Genomic DNA, 17906 nt, shown 5'->3' with positions numbered 1-17906 from the left:
GCCCCGCCCGGCGCCCCGGACGCCCACTTTCCGGACTTGAGTCACTACTGTGGGTGATGATGGACAGAAGTCGGGTGGTGCGCCGGCGGCTCGGATTCGGGGGCACGCTGCTGGCCGTGCTGTTCGCCTGCGCCTCGCTGACGCCCTCGCTGCTGCCGCGCACGTGGCTGTTCCAGGGTGTGATGGGCGCGGTCACCGGCATCCTCGGCTACGGCGTGGGAGCCACGGTGGGCGCGCTGGGGCGGGCGGCGATCCCGTACCGGCTGCCGGAGCGGGGGCGGCGGGCCGCCTGGCAGATCATGGTCGGCGGCTGCTCGGGGCTGACCGTCGTGGCCCTCTGGTACAGCATCGACTGGCAGCGCGACGTGCGGGCGCTCATGGGCATGGACACCCGGATCACCTGGTTCCCGCCGGTCATCCTGGCGGTGGCGGTCACGCTCTTCGTGCTGTGCCTGCTGCTGACCCGTCTCGTCCGCCTGGCCGGGCGCAAGCTGATCGACTGGCTCGACCGGTACGTCCCCGCCTACGTGGGGCACATCGCCGGCGTGCTGATCGTCGCCTCGGTGGTCGCGGTGTTCGCCGACGACGTGCTGTTCTCGGGGTTCCTCAACACGATGAGCGACGTCTCCTCGGTCACCAACGAGGGCACCCATCCGGGCGTGCGCAGGCCGGGCTCGGCCAAGGTGTCCGGCGGGCCGGGGTCGCTGGTGCCCTGGGACACCCTGGGCCGCGAGGGCCGCCGCTTCACCGGCACCGCCTCCACGGTCGCCGAGCTGACCGCCTTCTCCGGCCGGCCGGCGACCGAGCCCATCCGCGTGTACGTCGGCCTCGGCGCCACCTCCTCACCCCGCCAGCAGGCCGCGGTGGCCGTACGGGAGCTGGAACGGACGGGCGGCTTCGGCCGCCCGGTGCTCGCGGTGCTCGGCACCACCGGCACCGGCTGGGTCGACCAGCACATCGCCGACTCGCTGGAGTTCATGTACAACGGCGACACCGCCATGGTCGCGGTGCAGTACTCCTACCTGCCGAGCTGGGTGTCGTTCCTGGCCGACCGGCACAAGGCGGCGGCCGCAGGGCGGGCCCTGTTCGAGGCGGTGCGCGCCAGGTGGGACCGGCTCCCGCCCGGCCACCGGCCCCGGCTGCTGGTCGCCGGCGAGAGCCTCGGCTCCTACGAGCTGGAGAACGCCTTCCGCGACCTGACCGACCTGGTCGCCCGGACCGACGGCGCGCTGTTCGTCGGCCCGCCCAACGCCAACCACATCTGGGACCGCCTCACCACCCACCGCGACCCCGGCACCCCCGTCTGGCGGCCGGTCTACCAGGGCGGCAGGACGGCGCGCTTCGCCCAGTACCCGACCGACCTGTGGCGTCCCCGGAGCCCGTGGCTCTCCCCACGCGTGGTCTACCTGCAGAACGCCACCGACCCGGTCGTGTGGTGGTCGCCCACGCTGATCTACCACCGGCCCGCCTGGCTGGAGGGCACGCGGGGGCCCGGGGTGAACCCGCAGATGAACTGGTTCCCGCTGGTGACGTTCTGGCAGGTGCTGGTGGACATGACGGCGGCGATGTCCGTGCCGCCCGGCCACGGCCACCGCTACGGCGCCAACATCGTGGACGGGTGGGCCGCCGTCGCCGCGCCGCGGGGCTGGACGGCGTCCGACACGTGGCGGCTGCGGGCGCTGGTCAGCGCGCCTTGATCTGCCCCTCGTCCTTGACGGTCTGGTGCCAGGGGCGGCGCACCGCGCCCGGCGCGTACGGCTCGGGCCGGCCCTTGAGCCGGTCGGAGGAGTGGAGCTGCCAGGGCACGCTGGTCACCATGACGCCCGGCTTGAACAGCAGCCTGGCCTTCAGCCGCAGCGCGCTCTGGTTGTGCAGCAGGTGCTCCCACCAGTGGCCGACGACGTACTCGGGGATGAAGACGGTGACCACGTCGCGCGGCGAGCGGCGGCGCAGGGTCTTGACGTAGTCGAGGATGGGCTGGGTGATCTCGCGGTAGGGCGAGTCGAGCATCTTGAGCGGCACCGGGATGCCGCGCCGCTCCCACTCCTCCTGCAGCTGGCGCGCCTCCTCGCCCTCGACGCCGACCGTGATCGCCTCCAGCGAGGAGGGCCGGGTGGCGCGGGCGTAGGCGAGCGCCCGCATGGTCGGCTTGTGGATCTTGGAGACCAGCACGATCGCGTGGTTGCGGGCCGGCAGCATGGCGGGCTCGTAGTCGTCGGTGATCTCCAGCTCGGCCGCGACCTTGTCGTAGTGGCGGCGGATGCCCTTCATCATGAGGAACAGCACCGGCATCGCGATCACCACGATCCACGCCCCGACCAGGAACTTGGTCAGCAGCACGACGATCAGCACCAGGCCGGTCATGATGGCGCCGAAGAAGTTGATCACGCGGGAGCGGTGCATCTGGTGGCGGATCTGGCGGTCGGTCTCCGTCCTCAGATGACGGGTCCAGTGGATGACCATGCCGGTCTGGCTGAGCGTGAAGGAGACGAACACGCCGACGATGTAGAGGTTGAGCAGGCGGCTGACGTCGGCCTGGAAGCCCCACAGCAGCAGGCAGGCGCCGAGGGCCAGGATGATGATGCCGTTGGAGAAGGCCAGCCGGTCGCCGCGGGTGTGAAGCTGGCGCGGCAGGTAGCGGTCCTGGGCGAGGATCGAGCCGAGCACGGGGAAGCCGTTGAAGGCGGTGTTCGCGGCAAGGAACAGGATGAGCGCGGTCACTGCGGAGATCACCACGAACGGCAGCGAGCCGCCGCCGAACACCGCGTCGGCCACCTGCGAGATGATCGGCTGCTGGTAGTAGCCCTCGCCGACCGGGGTGCCGTCGGGCCTGAGCAGGTCGTGGGCGACGACGCTCGGCTCGGCCACCCGCACGCCCGAGGCGAGGCCGAGCGCGATGATGCCGCCGAACATGGTGATCGCGACCAGGCCCATCATGAGCAGCGTCGTGGCGGCGTTCTTGCTCTTGGGCTTGCGGAAGGCGGGCACGCCGTTGCTGATGGCCTCGACGCCGGTCAGCGCGGCGCAGCCGGAGGAGAAGGCGCGCAGGATCAGGAAGGCCGCGGCGAAGGAGGCCAGGTTCGTCTGCTCGGGCCGGATGGTGAACCCGGCGCTGGGCGCGTGCAACTCGTCGCCGAACACCAGCAGCCGGATGCCGCCCCAGGCGACCAGGCCGATCACCGCGAACATGAACGCGTACGTGGGGACGGCGAAGGCGGCGCCGGACTCGCGGATGCCGCGCAGGTTGACCACGGTGAGCAGGATCACGATGATGATGGCGATCGCGGGCCGGTGCTCGGCCACGAACGGGATGGTCGCGCCGACGTAGTCGACGCCGTTGGCCACCGACACGGCGACGGTCAGCACGTAGTCGACCATGAGGGCGCTGGCGACGGTGAGCCCCGCGTTCTTGCCGAGGTTGGTGGTGGCCACCTCGTAGTCGCCGCCGCCGCTCGGATAGGCGTGCACGTTCTGCCGGTACGACGCCACGACCGTGAGCATCACCACCACGACGGCGACGGCGATCCACGGGCTGTAGGAATAGAACGAGACGCCCGCCAGCGACAGGATGACCAGAATCTCCTGCGGTGCGTAGGCCACCGAGGACAGCGCGTCACTGGCGAAGACCGGCAGGGCGATGCGTTTGGGCAGGAGTTGCTCATGGAGCTGCCCGCTTCGCAGGGCACGTCCCACGAGCACGCGTTTGACAAGATCCGTTACCTTCGCCACGTAACGAGATGCTAGCCGCATGCCGATGCCCTAAACGCGGCGCTCCCCCATCGGGCCATACTGGTGTCGAGCAACCGGCCGACCGCGAAGTGCGGGGGAGTATGCATATTGTGATCATGGGATGCGGCAGGGTCGGTTCGACCCTCGCCCACATCCTCGAGGACAGCGGCCATTCCGTCGCCATCATCGACCGTGACCCGCAGGCGTTCCGCCGCCTGCGCGCGGGGTTCCGGGGGCGGCGGGTGACCGGCGTCGGCTTCGATCGCGACGTGCTCACCGAGGCCGGCATCGAGTCGGCGGCCGCCTACGTCGCCGTCTCCAGCGGCGACAACTCCAACATCATCTCCGCGCGGGTGGCCCGCGAGACGTTCGGCGTCGACAACGTGGTGGCCCGCATCTACGACCCCCGGCGGGCCGAGGTATACCAGCGGCTGGGCATCCCCACGGTGGCCACCGTCCGCTGGACGGCCGACCAGATCCTGCGCCGCATCCTCCCCGAGGGCGCCGAGCCGCTGTGGCGCGACCCCACGGGCACGGTCGTGCTGGCCGAGGTGTCCGCCAACCCGGCCTGGATCGCCACCCGCGTCGTCGACCTGGAGAGCCGGGCCCACGCCCGGGTGGCCTTCATCAACCGCATGGGCGAGGCCCTGACCATCACGGACGAGACCGTGGTGCAGGAGGGCGACCTGCTCCATGTCATCGCGGCCGAGAACGACATGGACCGGATCAACAAGGTGCTCGCCGCGGCGCCGGAACAGGACGACTGATGCGCATCGCCATCGCCGGCGCGGGCGCCGTGGGCCGTTCCATCGCCGCCGAGCTGCTGGAGAACGGCCACGAGGTCCTGCTCATCGACGTCGACCCGCGCGCGATCAAGATCGACAGCGTGCCGCGCGCCGAGTGGCTGCTCGCCGACGCGTGCGAGATCGCCTCGCTCGACGAGGCCGGGCTCGGCAACTGCCACGTCGTGGTGGCCTCCTCCGGCGACGACAAGGTCAACCTCGTGGTGTCGCTGCTGGCCAAGACCGAGTACGGCGTGCCGCGCGTGGTGGCCCGCATCAACCACCCCAACAACGAGTGGCTGTTCAACGAGTCATGGGGCGTCGACGTCGCCGTCTCGACGCCGCGGCTGCTGAGCGCGCTGGTGGAGGAGGCGGTCAGCGTCGGCGACCTGGTGCGGCTGATGACCTTCCGCCAGGGCCAGGCCAACCTGGTCGAGCTGACGCTGGCCGACGACGCCCCGGTGGTGGGCCAGCGCGCCGGGTCGGTGCCGTGGCCGGTCGACTCCGCGCTGGTGGCGATCCTGCGCGAGGGCCGGGTGCTGGTGCCGACCGCCGACGACCCCCTGGAGGCCGGCGACGAACTGCTGTTCGTGGCCAGCCAGGAGGTCGAGGAGGAGCTCGCCCGCCTCCTCTCGCAGCGCTGAGCCCGGTCATGGACGCCGGCCGCGCCCGGTCGTTGTTCGAGGGCGCCCGCGTCGCCCGCCTGGCGACGGCCGACGCGGCCGGGGTGCCGCGCGTGGTGCCCGTCACCTTCGCCGTCCTCGGCGACGACGTGGTCACCGCCGTCGACCACAAGCCGAAGAGCACCCACGACCTGGCGCGGCTGCGCGACATCCGGGCGAACCCGCGGGTCAGCCTGCTCGCCGACCACTACGAGGACGACTGGGCCAGACTGTGGTGGGCGCGCGCCGACGGCACGGCGACCGTGCGCGAGGGCGGCCACGACGCCGCCCTGCGGGCGCTGGCCGACAAGTACGACCAGTACCGCCGGCGGCCGCCCGAAGGGCCGGTGATCGTGGTCGCGGTCAGTCGGTGGTCGGGGTGGGCGTACTCGGGATGAGCAGGTCGCGGTGGGCGGCCTGCAGGCCCTCGGGGAGGTCGTCGGCGGTCACCCAGCGGGCTTCGAGGATCTCCAGCGGGTCGATCCTGAGCGTGCCGCCGACGAGCAGGGCCTCGTAGGCCACCTCCGCCCGCAGCCCGAACCCGCTGCGCACCCGCAGCAGCCGGCCGGTGCGCACGCGCAGGCCGGTCTCCTCGTACACCTCGCGCTCGACCGTGCCCTCGAACGTCTCGCCCCGCCTGGCGAACCCGGTGGGGAAGCCCCACTGCCGCCCTTCCTGCCACAGACGGTGACGCAGCACGAGCACCCGGCCGTCGGGGTCGCGGACGAGGCCGGTGACGCCGACCATGAAGGTGGCATGGGTCAGCCACAACACCCGCCAGCGAAGCCGCCCGCCCAGCGCCTTCCACACCCGCGCCACCACCCAGCCCACCACATTCCCCCTCACCCCACCCAGGCTCCCACGCCCCCCGACCTCCCGCGCCCCTCCAGTTCCGCCCGCAGCGCCGTCCCAGCGGGTTTCGGGGTCACCTGGCCCAGCGGCGGAAGCCGCCCTCGGAGTCGACGACCTGGCCCGTGATCCGGGCGGCCTGGTCCGTGACGAGCCGGCGCACCAGCCGGGCGGTCTCCTCCGGACGCCCCCACCGGCCCGCCGGCAATGGGTTCCCGACCTGGCGGGCCGGCTCCGGCCCCGGGTTGACGCACTTGATCATGGCGGGTCAAGGGGTCAGAGGCGATGGATCCGGCTCAGGTCGACGTCCAGGTCGAAGGGGACGGTCAGCTTGAGCCTGTCGTGGTGGATGCCGGTGAGCGCGTAGGCACGGGTGGCGGGGTCGCGCTCGTAGACGTATACGACGGGCTCGCCGCCGTCGTCCTCGACCCGCCAGAAGTGCGGGATCCCGGCCGCCGCATAGAGAGCCGCCTTACGGTCCCGGGACTCCGCCGGGACGACCTCGGCGACCAGCAGCAGATCCTGGGCGAGGTAGAAGGTCTCGCCCCCGTCGTCACGCACCGCGCCCGCCCTGACCACGCTGACGTCCGGCTGCGGGCGCTGGCGGGCGCCCAGAATGACGCTCATCCCCCGCCGCACCCGGAACTCCGAGGGGACGGCCCGGCGAAGGCCGGCGACGAGCAGATCGACCGCGGTCGAGCGGAAGGACGACTGGGGGCCCGCGAAGACCAGCCTCCCGTCGATCAGCTCCGTACGCGCGGGCAGCTCAGGCAGACGGTCGAGGTCGTCCGCGACGAGACCCCCAGGCGGCGGGACGCCCCGCCCGTGCTCCGGCACGGGTCAGGCCGGGGCGACCGGGGGCTTGATGGGGGTGCGGCCGCGGCCGAGCAGCCAGAGCATCGCGGCCAGGGCCGCCACCTGCAGGGGCCAGCCCATCACGATCTTGGCGAAGCCGAGCGCGGCCACCGCCTCGTCACCGCCGCCGAACAGGTAGACCGGGCCCTGCACGGCCACCCGCACCACGCACGGCACCATGAGCAGCCAGGTCAGCCGCGTGCAGAGGCGGACGACGCCCGCGTCTTTGTGCCAGCCCACCGGGTCGTTGGTGACCGAGCCGATGAGGAACCCGACGACCGGCCAGCGGGTGACGATGGACACCAACATGCCCAGCGAGTACGCGCCGTTCCACAGGATGCCGGGCAGGAAGTAGTCTTTCGCGTTGCCGGTGCGGCTGGCGAAGAACGCGCCGATCGCGATGCCGATCAGGCTGTTGATCACGAACTGCGGCGTGGACCGCTGGACCACCCTGACCAGCAGGAGCAGCACCGCGAGCGAGATGCTGACGATGAGCGACGTCTTCAGGTCTTCGGTGACGATCCACGAGACCGTGAAGGCGATGGTCGGCACCGCGGCCTCGATGATGCCGCGGACGCCGCCGAAGGCCTTGGCGAGCTGGGCTCGCACCGCCGCCTCGACGGTCTCGTGCGCGGCCTCTTCCGCCTCAGCACTCACCTGATCAACTCCCTGGGCGCAGTTCGTATCGCGGATTGAACATCACCTTGCGCCCGTCCTGCATGCTGACCAGGCCCTCGGCCTTGACCGTGCGGCCCGGCTCGATGCCGACGATCTTGCGGCGGCCGAGCCACACCAGGTCGATCACGTCGGACCCGTCGTACAGCTCGGCCTCCAGGGCGGGGGCGCCGCCCCTCGGACGCAATGTCACCGTACGTAGCGTACCCGCTACACAGAACCTGCGGCGCCCGCCACACGACACGATGGGCGTCGCGCCGACCTCGTCGGCGTCTTCCCGCAGTTCCTGGGCCTCGATCTCCGACTGGGTCGTGGCCAGCCGGCTGAAGAAGCCGCGCAATCCCCCGCGTTTCGGAGGCTCTGCCGTACTCATGATGGTTCAGCCTATGTGATGGTAAGCCGTCAGCGAATAGCCGATGGGGGGTCTTGGGAATGTCGCCGGGCTGGGCCGGGCGCGGGGCCCGGAGAGACAACGCTCAGCGGGTCTCGCTGATTTCCGGGCCGCGCTTGAAGGGGCTGAACGCCGGGCGTTCGTCCTGCTCGACGGCCTGCCGCTCGTGCGGACGGCTCAGCGTGATGGGCTCCTCGCGGGCCATCGGCTCGTTGCCGCGCACGACCACGACGTCCTTGACGAAGTCGATGAACGCCCCGGAGACGCGCTCGTCGAGGGCGCCGGGGCCGGTGATGGCGGCCAGGAGGAACCAGCGCGGGCCGTCGATGCCGATGTAGCGGGCCGCCCGGTTGCCGTCCTCCATGGCGACCTCGCCGGCCAGCTCGACGCCGAACGGGCCCTGCCGCTCCTCCAGGGTCTTGGCCTGGGCGACGATCTTGGCCCTGACCTCGTCCCACAGGCCGGCCGAGCGCGGCGCGGCCAGGGCCTGGAGCTGCAGCGAGCTGTCCTCGTACAGGACGACGACGCCGACGTGCTGGTCGCCGAGCGAGGCCAGGCGCACGTCGAAGTCGGGGTTGTGCGGCAGCCGCAGGCCGCCGAGGTCGATCCTGTCCGTGTCGGGGTGGGGCTCGTCGGCGTCCCACGGGCCGGACTCACGGGTGGGGGCCGCCGACTCCTGCTCGGCCACCGCTTCCGGCTGATCACGACGACGACGTCGGAACACGTTCCTCACTCTCCCTGTTCGCGGGGCCGGAGCCCCAGGCTTGCTTCGGGCCGGCCGCTTCAGCGGCCCGTCGATCCGAATCCGTTGGCGCCGCGCACCGAGCCGGGCAGGCGTTCGACCTCGTAGAAGGCCGCGCGTTCGACCCGCTGGACCACGAGCTGGGCCACCCGGTCTCCTCGCTGGAGGCGGAACGGCTCCTTGGCGTCGGTGTTGATCAGCGTCACCTTGATCTCGCCCCGGTAGCCCGCGTCGACCGTGCCGGGGGCGTTGACGAGCGTGACGCCGTGGCGGGCCGCCAGGCCGGAGCGCGGGTGCACGAACGCGGCGTAGCCGTCGGGCAGCGCGATCGCCACACCGGTGCCGACCACGGCCCGCTCGCCGGGCAGCAGCTCGACGTCCTCGGCCGCGTAGAGGTCGGCGCCGGCGTCGCCCGGGTGGGCGTAGGACGGCACCGGCAGCCCGGTGTCGAGCCGCTGGATGAGGACCTCCACGTCGCTCACGGGTTCACCTCGAAGTCCTGGTGTTCGGCGGCGATGGCCGCGAGGTCGCCGTGCTCAGCGAAGTGTTCCATGCTCACCTCGATGAACAGCGCCGCCGCGCGGACGGCGACCGGTCCGTCGGGGGCGCCGACGCGCCCCTCAGCCTCAAGGTACGCCTTCCTGCCCGTGATCCCGTTGCACCAGGCGCGCAGGTGGAGTGTCGTGCTCACGGGAACGGGGAGAAGGTAGTCGGTCTCCAGCCGGGCCGTCACATAGGGCTTGTGGAACAGGTAGACGGACATTCCGATGACCTCGTCCATCGCGGCGGCCAGCACGCCGCCGTGGGCGAGCATCGGCGCGCCCTGGTGGGCCTCCCCCACGGTGAACTCGGCCTCGACCGTGACGCCGTCGGGCGTGACCGCCTTCAGGTGCAGGCCGGTCGGGTGGTCGTCGCCGCAGCCGAAGCAGCGGCTGTAGTGGGAGCCGAGGGAACTGCCCGGCGCCGGGGCGCCGGGATGGGCCGCGGGCGCCGAGGCGTCCGGCGGCGGGGTGGTGAGGGAGGAACGCGTCACGGGTGACGAGGTTACTCGCTGCGGCCCCCGGGCTCGCCCTCGACACCGGATCGGAACCACCCGGCCAGCCCCACGTCACCCCGCCGCGGGCGGCTACTCCGCCGGACGCACGACCTCGAACGGCGGCCCTTCCCCGGGATCCGCGCCCCCGGACGGGGGCTCGCCGGCGGGAGGGGCGCCTCCGGACGGCGGTTCCCCCGCCGGTGGCCCGTGGTGGGGCGGTGGCGGCAGGGCGGGCGGTTTGTGGCGCAGCTCCGGCAACGCCCGGTAGATCACCGCCGCGACCGGCACGGCCACGGCCGCTCCCGCGATGCCCGCCAGGATGCCGCCGACCGACAGCACCAGGATGATCGCCAGCGGGTGGAAGTTGAGCGCCCTGCCCACGATCAGCGGCTGGAGCACGTGGTTCTCCAGCTGCTGCTCGACAATGAGGATGCCCAGGAAGATCAGCGCGTAGACCAGGCCCTTGGCGCCGAGGGTGACGAGGGTGGCGACGGTGCCGGCGAAGAAGATGCCGACGATGGGGATGAAGCTGGCGAAGAAGATCAGCACCGCCAGCGGCGCCCACAGCGGCACCCCCATGCCGGCCAGCACGATGCCCATGATGAGGCCGTGCACGGCGGCCACGGCCACGGTGCCCTGGACGTAGTGGGACAGCGTGGTCCAGGCCGCCCGGCCCGCCCGGTCGACCCGCGGCGACATCGAGCCGAAGGCGCGCAGGAACCACGACCAGATGCGGTCGCCGTCCTTGAGCAGGAAGAACGTCACGAACAGCAGCAGCACGATGGACGCGAGCACCTCGATCGCGACGGCGCTGGCCGACAGCACCGTGCCGGTGATGGCGGTGCGCTGGGCGTTGACCATCGTGGCGATCTCGTCGACGTAGCCGGTGATCTGGGCCTGCTTCAGGTGCAGCGGGCCGGTGATCAGCCACTCCTGGACCGAGCGCGCGGTGGCCTGCACCTGCGTGACCAGGTTGGGGAACTCTTCGCTGGCCCGCGCCCCGACCAGCCAGCCGGTGCCGGCCAGGACGGCCAGCGCGACCAGCATGGTCAGCCAGGTGGCGTAGATGGGCCGCAGGCCCGCCCGCCGCAGGCTCTTGGTCAGCGGGAACAGCAGCGCGGTCAGCAGCAGCGCGATCGCCACGGGCAGCGCCACGAAGGTGAGCCGGGCGATCGCCTGGACGAAGAAGTAGACGACCACGCCGACGAGGATCAGGCACCCGCACCATGCGGCCATCTTGGCCAGCACGGGCGGTACGAGTGTGGTGGGGCGGTCGATCTGCACGTGTTCAAGACTGGCACGTCCGGGCCGGGGATGCGCACCGATAAAACGCCGGGATGCCGGACGGACGGCGAGGGAGGCGGCCCTCACCGCCCGTCACGGACGGCCACGCCTCAGCCCAGGTGCACCTCGACGGTCAACACGTCGCCGCCGTCGAGGACGAACTCCTCGACGACGCCCGCCGCGCACAGGTCGTCCTGGGCCTGCCGGACGAGATCGGCCTCCGGCCCCGAGACGGTCAGCCTGGACACCTCGGCCCGCATCGACAACTTGGCCTCCGACTTGGCCTTGCGCATCCGCCGCAGCACCTCCGAGGCCACGGTCAGCACCGCCGGGTCGCCCGTGCCGCGCTCGGGAGCCGGCCAGGCGGCGCGGTGGACCGAGCCCTCGCGCCACCAGGACCAGACCTCCTCGGTCACGAACGGCAGCACCGGCGCGAACAGCCGCAGCAGCACGTCGAGCGCCTGACGCAGCGCCGCGTGCGCCGAGGCGGCGGCCGGCCCGGACTCGTACGCCCGCGCCTTGACCAGCTCCAGGTAGTCGTCGCAGAAGGACCAGAAGAACCGCTCGACGGCCTCCAGCGCGCGGGTGTGGTCGTAGGACTCGAACGCCTGCGTGGCCTCGCGGGCCATGTCGGACAGGGCGGCGAGCATCGACAGGTCGACCGGCTCGGTGACCTCGCCCTCGCTGCCGGCCAGCCCGAGCACGAACTTCGAGGCGTTGAGGATCTTGATCGCCAGCCGCCGCCCGATTTTGAGCTGGCCCACGTCGAACGTGGTGTCCACGCCGTAGCGGCCGTTCGCCGCCCAGTAGCGGACGGCGTCGGAGCCGTGCTGCTCCAGCAGGTCGAGCGGGGTGACCACGTTGCCCTTGGACTTGGACATCTTCTTGCGGTCGGGGTCGAGGATCCAGCCGGAGATCGCCACGTCGCTCCACGGCAGGGCGTCGAACTCCAGGTGGGAGCGGACCACCGTCGAGAACAGCCAGGTGCGGATGATCTCGTGCGCCTGCGGCCGCAGGTCGTAGGGGGACACGCGCCGGTAGAGGTCGTCGTCGCTCGCCCAGCGGCCGGCGATCTGCGGCGTCAGGGACGAGGTCGCCCAGGTGTCCATGACGTCGGGGTCGGCCATGAACCCGCCGGGCACGCCCCGCTGCTCCTCGGTGTAGCCGGGGGGCACGTCGGAGGACGGGTCGACGGGCAGCGACTCCTCGGCGGGCAGGATCGGCGCGTCGTGGACCGGGTTGCCGGCCTCGTCCAGCGGATACCACACCGGGAACGGCACGCCGAAGAAGCGCTGGCGGGAGATCAGCCAGTCGCTGGTCAGGCCCTCGACCCAGTTGTCGTAGCGCACCCGCATGTGCGGCGGGTGCCAGACCAGCTCGCTGCCGCGCTCCAGCAGCCGGGCGCGCAGCGCCTGCTCGCGCCCGCCGTTGCGGATGTACCACTGGCGGGTGGTGACGATCTCCAGGGGCTTGTCGCCGCGCTCGTAGAACTTCACCGGGCGCTGCACCGGACGCGGGTCGCCGTCGAGGTCGCCGGACTCGCGCAGCAGCTCCACGATGCGCTCGCGCGCGCTGTGGACGGTCTTGCCGGCCAGCTCCTTGTACGGCTCCGGCTCCACGCCGTCGGGCGGCTCGGGCAGCAGCCGGCCGTCCCAGCCGATGACCGGCCGGGTGGGCAGGTGCAGCTCACGCCACCAGGTGACGTCGGTGACGTCGCCGAACGTGCAGATCATCGCGATGCCGGACCCCTTGTCGGGCTCGGCCAGGTGGTGGGCCAGGATCGGCACCTCGACGCCGAACAGCGGCGTGAGCGCGGACGTGCCGAACAGCGGCTTGTAGCGCTCGTCGTCGGGGTGGGCGACCAGGGCGACGCAGGCCGGGATCAGCTCGGGCCTGGTCGTCTCGATCCAGATCGGCCCGCGTTCGCCGTAGAAGGAGATGCGGTGGAAGGCGCCGGGCCGCTCGCGGTCCTCCAGCTCGGCCTGGGCCACCGCGGTGCGGTAGGTGACGTCCCACAGCGTGGGCGCCTCGGCGAGGTAGGCCTCGCCGCGGCCGAGGTTGCGCAGGAACGCCCGCTGGGAGACCGCCTGCGACTCGTCGCTGATCGTGGTGTAGAGCAGGTTCCAGTCGACCGACAGGCCGACCCGGCGCCAGACCTCCTCGAACGCCTTCTCGTCGATGGCGGTGAGCTGGTGACACAGCTCGACGAAGTTGCGCCGCGAAATGGAGATCTCACGTTTGCCCGGCTTGTCCGGTGGAACGAAGTCGGGATCGTACGGCAGCGACGGATCGCAGCGCACCCCGTAGACGTTCTGCACCCGCCGTTCGGTAGGCAGGCCGTTGTCGTCCCAGCCGATGGGGTAGAACACCGACTTGCCGATCATCCGCTGATAGCGGGCCATGATGTCGGTGTGGGTGAAGGAGAAGACATGACCGACGTGGAGGGAGCCGGACACGGTCGGCGGCGGCGTGTCGATGGAGTAGACCTGCTCGCGCGGCTTGGACCGGTCGAAGCGGTAGGTGCCCTCCTCCTGCCAGCGAGCTACCCATACCTGCTCCAAGCCGTCGAGGGTCGGCTTTTCCGGCATGGATGCATGGCGTAGTCGCTGTTGAGTCATGCCTCCTTATGGTACGGCTTCGGGGGCCGGCCAGCGTTAGAGACTAGTGTTCGTTACATAGGGGAAGGGAGTTGGCATGGCGGAGGACAAACCCGACATCGCCTGGCGCGTCATCGGTGGTCTGGTGGGCATGGCGACCGCGTGGGGGATGAGGAAGCTCCTCGGGTTCGTCTGGGTCAAGGCGACCGGCAAGGAGCCGCCCCTCGACGACGACTCGCCCGAGGTCAGCATGGGTGAGGCGATCGGTTACGCGATCCTCACCGGCGTCGGGATGTCCGTGGCGCAGATCGTGGTCAACCGGACCGCCAAGAAGCGCTACGACGCGTGGAAGTCTGTGAAGCAGGTGACTCAAGGGCACTGAGGAACTCGCTCGCCCAGCGGTCCACGTCGTAGGTGGCCACCCGGCGGCGCATCGTGCGCATCCGCCGGGCCAGCTCGTGCGGCGTGGCCCGCATGGCGGCGAGCATCTGCCGCTTGACGTCCTCGATGTCGTACGGGTTCACCAGGTACGCCTGCCGCAGCTCGTCGGCCGCCCCGGTGAACTCGCTGAGCACCAGCCCGCCCTGCAAATCGTGGTGGCAGGAGATGTACTCCTTGGCCACCAGGTTCATCCCGTCGCGCAGGGGCGTGACGACCATGACGTCGGCCGCCAGGTAGAGCGCGGCCAGCTCGTCGTGGCCGTAGGACTGGTGGAAGTACTGGATCGGCTGCACCCCGATCTGGGCGTGCTCGCCGTTGATCCGGCCCACCTGCAGCTCGATGTCGTCGCGCAGCTTGCGGTACTCGTCCACGCGCTCGCGGCTCGGGGTGGCGATCTGCACGAAGACCGCCTCGTTCGGGCGCAGGCTGCCGTCCTTGAGCAGCTCGCCGAACGCCTCCAGACGCTGGCCGATGCCCTTGGTGTAATCGAGCCGGTCCACGCCGAGCAGCACGTGCTCGGGATCGCCCAGCTCGCCCCTGATCTCCTTGGCCCGCGCCACGACGTGCGGCTCGCGCACCAGCGAGTCGAGCTGCCCGAAGTCCACCGAGATCGGGAACGCCTGCGTGGTCACCACCCGGTCGTCGAGGAAGATCTCGTTCCCCTTGTACGGCAGCCCGAGCAGCCGCCGGCACAACCGGCGGAAGTTCGAGGCGCCCCCGGGCAGCTGGAAGCCGACCAGGTCAGCGCCGAGCAGCCCCTCGACCAGCTCCTTGCGCCAGGGCAGCCGCCAGAACAGCTCGACCGGCGGGAACGGGATGTGCAGGAAGAAGCCGATCCGCAGGTCGGGCCGGAGCCGCCGGAGCATCGCGGGCACGAGCTGGAGCTGGTAGTCCTGCACCCAGACGACGGCCCCCTCCTCGGCGGCCTCGGCGGCGGCCGCGGCGAAGCGCTCGTTGACCGAACGATAGGTCTCCCACATCTCCCGCTCGAACACCGGCGGCGCCACCACGTCGTGGTAGAGCGGCCAGAGCGTGGCGTTGGAGAAACCCTCGTAGTAGAGCTCGACCTCGCGGGCCGACAGCGGGATGGGGATGAGGCTCATGCCGTCCTGCTCGAACGGTTCGAGCTTCTCGTCCGGCGCGCCGTGCCAACCGGCCCAGGCGCCGTGGCGGCGCTTCATCACGGGCGCTATGGCCGTCACGAGCCCCCCGGGCTCCTGCGCCACGAGGCCGTTCCGTCTGGCTCGATCGTGCGATCGACCGGCAAGCGGTTCGCGACGATCAGAAACGAGCTACGGCCGGTCACGCAGTCCTCCTAGGGCTCAGGTCGAGGAGAGCCGCAGGCGCGGCTCACGGCGGCCGCGACCTCGTCCGGCCCCCGCGGGGAATGATCGCGGCGATGTGGGCATCTGGCCTGATCACCCATGCTTCATCCGGCCGCGCACCGAGTCTTTCGGCGAGCGAGCCGGTCGCATCCATCTCCGTGAGCTCGCGGACGGCGAGCGGTGCCGTAATGACCTTGCCCAGGACCTGCACAAACAAACTCGAATCGCACATATCGCCCAACAGAACGAGGAAACCGTCCCGGCAGAACTCGCGCAGTCTGCCCTTCGCCAAGGGCACGTCCGGCAGGATCACTCCGGGGGCCGGCTCGCACAGCGCGCCCTTAGGCGGACGCCCCCCGAACGGCCGGCCCGGCTCGGGCGTGGTGAGCGGCGAGTCCACGTACCAGTAGGGCTCGGCGAAGCGCCCGGAGTCCACCTCGGCGATCAGGCCTCCCTCCAGCACCTCCCGCCGCCTGGCCCGGTCCCGGTCCGTCCTGGGCGCGAGGAAGCGCATGGTGGCGGCGGTCACCTCCAGGTTCTCCCGCGCCGCCGCGTGCCGCTCGGCGTGGTACGACTCCAGCAGCTCGGGCCCGGCCCAGCCGTTGAGCGCGAAGGCGAGCTTCCACGCCGCGTTCTCGGCGTCGGGCACGCCCGAGTTGAGCCCCCTGGCCCCGAAGGGCGCCACCAGATGGGCGCAGTCGCCCGCCAGCAGCACCCGTCCGACCCGCATCCGCGAGGCGATGCGCGAGTGGAACCGGTACGTGCTGTGCCAGATCAGCTCGTACGGCTGATCCCCGATGATTTGCCGGATTTTCTGCGAAATATCGGCTTCTGTTGGGATGAAGTCTGGTGCGATCTGCCAGTCGATCCGGTACGTCCCGTTCGGGCAGGGATGGATGAGGACCTGCCGGCCCGGGTTCCACACGGGGTCGAAGTAGAAGCGCCGTTCGTTCTCCCAGCCCGGCAGATCCGCCCGGATGTCGCAGATCAGGAACTGGTCGTCGAACGCCTCGCCGTCGAAGGAGACGCCGAGCGACCGGCGTACCTGCTGGGCCCGCGCCCCCGCGCAGACCAGCACATAGGGGGCGCGCAGCAGCCGCTGCCCGCACTGCACCTCGACCCCGGCCGGGTCCTGGACCAGCCCGGTGACCTCGTGGCCCCAGCGCACCTCGATGAGCGGCTGGTCGGCGATGACCTCGTCGAGCAGCTGCTCGGTGCGGGCCTGGGAGATGTTCACGCACGGCGGCAGCGGGCCCTGGCCGTCGAAGGACCAGGAGAACAGCTCGCGGTCGCGGTAGTACGTACGGGCCGTGGTCCAGGCCAGCCCCTCCTCCGCCACCCGGCCCGCGCCCGCCGCGGCCCAGATGTCGAGCACGTCGCGCTGCTGGCAGATCGACTTCGAGCCGCCGCCGTCGCGGGCCCGCCGCCGGTCGAGCACCAGCACGCGGATGCCCCAGCGGGCCAGCAGCAACGCGGCGGTCTGGCCGACGGGGCCCGCGCCGACGACGATGACCTGCGGCACGGACTCTGCGGGCCTCATGACTGGAGCTCGTCCCACACTTCGCGGTCGCGCTCGGCGGTCCAGACGCGCGGCCGTTCGACGCCGTGGAGCTCGTCCCAGAGGCGGGAGACGTTGAAGGGCAGGCAGTGCTCGAAGATGGGCCAGCCGCCGTAGCGCGGCCGCAGGGCCCGGTGGGTGCGCTCGAACGCCTCCTTCAGCCCGCCCGCCGCCCCGACCTCGCGCAGCATCACGGTGAGGAAGTCACGGCTCTGGGCGATGGCCGCCTCGACCGCGGCCTTGCCGTGGGCCACCGCTCCCCTGCCGCCGACCAGCGTCTCGGCCCCGAACGAGGCGACGCGGTCGAGCGTGCCGGACGCCCATTCGCGGTGGAAGGCGTCGCCGGTGTAGAGCGCGGCCTGCGACTCCACCAGGTCGCCCGCGAACAGGATGCGCCGTTCGGGCAGCCAGGCCACCAGGTCGCCCTCGGTGTGGCCGCGCCCGCAGTGGGCCAGCACCAGATCGCCTCTGCCGCCGCCGAGATCGATGGTGAAGGTGTCGCTGAACGTGGCGGTGGGCCGGGTCAGGCCGGGGATCGAGCCGGGGTCCTTGAACAGGCGGGGCATCCGGGCGTACTCGCTGGCCCAGTCCTGCTCGCCGCGCTCGGCGATCAGCTCGCGGGTCTTGTCGTGGGCCACGATGACGTCCGCGCCGAACGCCGAGGCGCCCAGCACGCGGACCGCGTGGTAGTGCGAGAGCACGAGGTATCTGACCGGTTTGCCGGTGTGCTCGCGCAGCCTGGCCAGCCAGTCGCCGGCGGCCGTGGGCGTGGCCAGCGCCTCGAAGCAGACCAGGAAGTCCTCGCCCTCGATCGCGCCCACGTTGGGGTCGCCCTCGGCGGTGAGCGCGTAGACGCCTTCCGCCAGCACCTCAAGGGACTGCCGCTTCTCACCGAGATCCGCCGACGAGGCGAACGGCTTGATCATCGTCTCTCCTCACGCGCTGAGGCCGACCCGCTGACGAACCAGGACATACCCCAC

At 71.3% G+C, this 17906-nt stretch carries 19 protein-coding genes; 5 read left to right on the top strand and 14 right to left on the bottom strand.

All coding sequences use genetic code 11. The features are described 5' to 3' along the window. Nucleotides 1-59 precede the first annotated feature (59 nt). A complete protein-coding gene (locus ACNF49_RS18985) occupies nucleotides 60-1697 on the top strand; it encodes an alpha/beta hydrolase (RefSeq protein WP_498702679.1) in 1638 nt (545 codons plus the stop codon). Here ACNF49_RS18985 and ACNF49_RS18980 read toward each other — a convergent pair. Beyond that, nucleotides 1684-3729 (bottom strand): APC family permease, encoded by a 2046-nt coding sequence (locus tag ACNF49_RS18980; protein WP_357965118.1) that lies wholly within the window; start codon nucleotides 3727-3729, stop codon nucleotides 1684-1686. The genes ACNF49_RS18985 and ACNF49_RS18980 overlap by 14 nt on opposite strands. A gap of 101 nt (nucleotides 3730-3830) precedes the next feature. Between ACNF49_RS18980 and ACNF49_RS18975 the strand changes: the two genes are divergently transcribed. The 3 genes from ACNF49_RS18975 to ACNF49_RS18965 are packed head-to-tail and all read left to right on the top strand — an operon-like array spanning nucleotide 3831 to nucleotide 5571. Further along, entirely contained in the window at nucleotides 3831-4496 is a 666-nt protein-coding gene (locus ACNF49_RS18975) for a potassium channel family protein (RefSeq protein WP_357965120.1), read from the top strand. Continuing rightward, the gene (locus tag ACNF49_RS18970; RefSeq protein WP_357965123.1) at nucleotides 4496-5155 is read left to right on the top strand and encodes a potassium channel family protein; all 660 of its coding nucleotides are present in this window, start codon (nucleotides 4496-4498) and stop codon (nucleotides 5153-5155) included. Before ACNF49_RS18975 ends, ACNF49_RS18970 begins: the two co-directional genes overlap by 1 nt. An 8-nt stretch (nucleotides 5156-5163) precedes the next feature. Next, nucleotides 5164-5571 carry a TIGR03668 family PPOX class F420-dependent oxidoreductase gene (locus ACNF49_RS18965; RefSeq protein WP_357965126.1) on the top strand — a complete coding sequence of 136 codons (408 nt, stop codon included), beginning with the start codon at nucleotides 5164-5166 and terminating at the stop codon, nucleotides 5569-5571. Here ACNF49_RS18965 and ACNF49_RS18960 read toward each other — a convergent pair. The 10 genes from ACNF49_RS18960 to valS form a co-directional block, all read right to left on the bottom strand. Further along, a complete protein-coding gene (locus ACNF49_RS18960; RefSeq protein ID WP_357965129.1) occupies nucleotides 5537-6019 on the bottom strand; it encodes an NUDIX domain-containing protein in 483 nt (160 codons plus the stop codon). The genes ACNF49_RS18965 and ACNF49_RS18960 overlap by 35 nt on opposite strands. Before the next feature lie 79 nt (nucleotides 6020-6098). Further along, nucleotides 6099-6284, bottom strand: coding sequence for a hypothetical protein (locus tag ACNF49_RS18955; RefSeq protein WP_482944529.1), 186 nt, complete (start codon nucleotides 6282-6284; stop codon nucleotides 6099-6101). Nucleotides 6285-6298: 14 nt separating this feature from the next. Next, on the bottom strand, nucleotides 6299-6859 hold the full coding sequence (locus ACNF49_RS18950; RefSeq protein ID WP_482944528.1) for a Uma2 family endonuclease: 561 nt from the start codon (nucleotides 6857-6859) through the stop codon (nucleotides 6299-6301). Nucleotides 6860-6862: 3 nt separating this feature from the next. Next, nucleotides 6863-7534 (bottom strand): DUF3159 domain-containing protein, encoded by a 672-nt coding sequence (locus tag ACNF49_RS18945; RefSeq protein WP_482944527.1) that lies wholly within the window; start codon nucleotides 7532-7534, stop codon nucleotides 6863-6865. A 4-nt stretch (nucleotides 7535-7538) separates the two neighbouring features. After that, nucleotides 7539-7925, bottom strand: a complete 387-nt coding sequence (locus ACNF49_RS18940; protein ID WP_352324045.1) for an OB-fold nucleic acid binding domain-containing protein — start codon at nucleotides 7923-7925, stop codon at nucleotides 7539-7541. A gap of 103 nt (nucleotides 7926-8028) precedes the next feature. Continuing rightward, nucleotides 8029-8667, bottom strand: coding sequence for a DUF3710 domain-containing protein (locus ACNF49_RS18935; RefSeq protein ID WP_482944526.1), 639 nt, complete (start codon nucleotides 8665-8667; stop codon nucleotides 8029-8031). Between the two features lie 59 nt (nucleotides 8668-8726). After that, nucleotides 8727-9167 (bottom strand): dUTP diphosphatase, encoded by a 441-nt coding sequence (gene dut, locus ACNF49_RS18930; protein ID WP_352324043.1) that lies wholly within the window; start codon nucleotides 9165-9167, stop codon nucleotides 8727-8729. Beyond that, nucleotides 9164-9718, bottom strand: a complete 555-nt coding sequence (locus ACNF49_RS18925) for a PaaI family thioesterase (protein ID WP_482944525.1) — start codon at nucleotides 9716-9718, stop codon at nucleotides 9164-9166. The genes dut and ACNF49_RS18925 overlap by 4 nt, the downstream gene beginning before the upstream one ends. Before the next feature lie 93 nt (nucleotides 9719-9811). Then, entirely contained in the window at nucleotides 9812-11005 is a 1194-nt protein-coding gene (locus tag ACNF49_RS18920) for an AI-2E family transporter (RefSeq protein ID WP_482944524.1), read from the bottom strand. A 110-nt stretch (nucleotides 11006-11115) separates the two neighbouring features. Further along, on the bottom strand, nucleotides 11116-13593 hold the full coding sequence (gene valS / locus ACNF49_RS18915; RefSeq protein ID WP_482944523.1) for a valine--tRNA ligase: 2478 nt from the start codon (nucleotides 13591-13593) through the stop codon (nucleotides 11116-11118). A gap of 106 nt (nucleotides 13594-13699) precedes the next feature. Between valS and ACNF49_RS18910 the strand changes: the two genes are divergently transcribed. Then, nucleotides 13700-13984 (top strand): DUF4235 domain-containing protein, encoded by a 285-nt coding sequence (locus tag ACNF49_RS18910; RefSeq protein WP_352324039.1) that lies wholly within the window; start codon nucleotides 13700-13702, stop codon nucleotides 13982-13984. Here the strand turns inward: ACNF49_RS18910 and ACNF49_RS18905 are convergent. The 3 genes from ACNF49_RS18905 to ACNF49_RS18895 all read right to left on the bottom strand — a co-directional run bounded on the left by ACNF49_RS18905 (nucleotide 13917) and on the right by ACNF49_RS18895 (nucleotide 17852). Then, nucleotides 13917-15245, bottom strand: coding sequence for an alpha,alpha-trehalose-phosphate synthase (UDP-forming) (locus ACNF49_RS18905; protein WP_482944522.1), 1329 nt, complete (start codon nucleotides 15243-15245; stop codon nucleotides 13917-13919). The two genes, ACNF49_RS18910 and ACNF49_RS18905, sit on opposite strands and share 68 nt — an antisense overlap. Before the next feature lie 148 nt (nucleotides 15246-15393). Beyond that, nucleotides 15394-16908, bottom strand: coding sequence for an FAD-dependent monooxygenase (locus tag ACNF49_RS18900; protein WP_482944521.1), 1515 nt, complete (start codon nucleotides 16906-16908; stop codon nucleotides 15394-15396). Beyond that, nucleotides 16905-17852 (bottom strand): MBL fold metallo-hydrolase, encoded by a 948-nt coding sequence (locus ACNF49_RS18895; protein ID WP_357965156.1) that lies wholly within the window; start codon nucleotides 17850-17852, stop codon nucleotides 16905-16907. The genes ACNF49_RS18900 and ACNF49_RS18895 overlap by 4 nt, the downstream gene beginning before the upstream one ends. Nucleotides 17853-17906 lie beyond the last annotated feature (54 nt).

This window comes from Actinomadura sp. ATCC 39365 (assembly GCF_054392275.1).
The sequence above is the reverse complement of the archived record's forward strand: the minus strand, read 5'-3'. Positions and strand labels throughout refer to the sequence as shown.

Coding starts and splice junctions, on each gene's coding strand:
- ACNF49_RS18940 (WP_352324045.1), bottom strand. CDS start 7,925: ATGAGTACGGCAGAGCCTCCGAAACGCGGGGGATTGCGCGGCTTCTTC.
- ACNF49_RS18965 (WP_357965126.1), top strand. CDS start 5,164: ATGGACGCCGGCCGCGCCCGGTCGTTGTTCGAGGGCGCCCGCGTCGCC.
- ACNF49_RS18900 (WP_482944521.1), bottom strand. CDS start 16,908: ATGAGGCCCGCAGAGTCCGTGCCGCAGGTCATCGTCGTCGGCGCGGGC.
- ACNF49_RS18895 (WP_357965156.1), bottom strand. CDS start 17,852: ATGATCAAGCCGTTCGCCTCGTCGGCGGATCTCGGTGAGAAGCGGCAG.
- ACNF49_RS18975 (WP_357965120.1), top strand. CDS start 3,831: ATGCATATTGTGATCATGGGATGCGGCAGGGTCGGTTCGACCCTCGCC.
- valS (WP_482944523.1), bottom strand. CDS start 13,593: ATGCCGGAAAAGCCGACCCTCGACGGCTTGGAGCAGGTATGGGTAGCT.
- ACNF49_RS18970 (WP_357965123.1), top strand. CDS start 4,496: ATGCGCATCGCCATCGCCGGCGCGGGCGCCGTGGGCCGTTCCATCGCC.
- ACNF49_RS18955 (WP_482944529.1), bottom strand. CDS start 6,284: ATGATCAAGTGCGTCAACCCGGGGCCGGAGCCGGCCCGCCAGGTCGGG.
- ACNF49_RS18985 (WP_498702679.1), top strand. CDS start 60: ATGGACAGAAGTCGGGTGGTGCGCCGGCGGCTCGGATTCGGGGGCACG.
- ACNF49_RS18910 (WP_352324039.1), top strand. CDS start 13,700: ATGGCGGAGGACAAACCCGACATCGCCTGGCGCGTCATCGGTGGTCTG.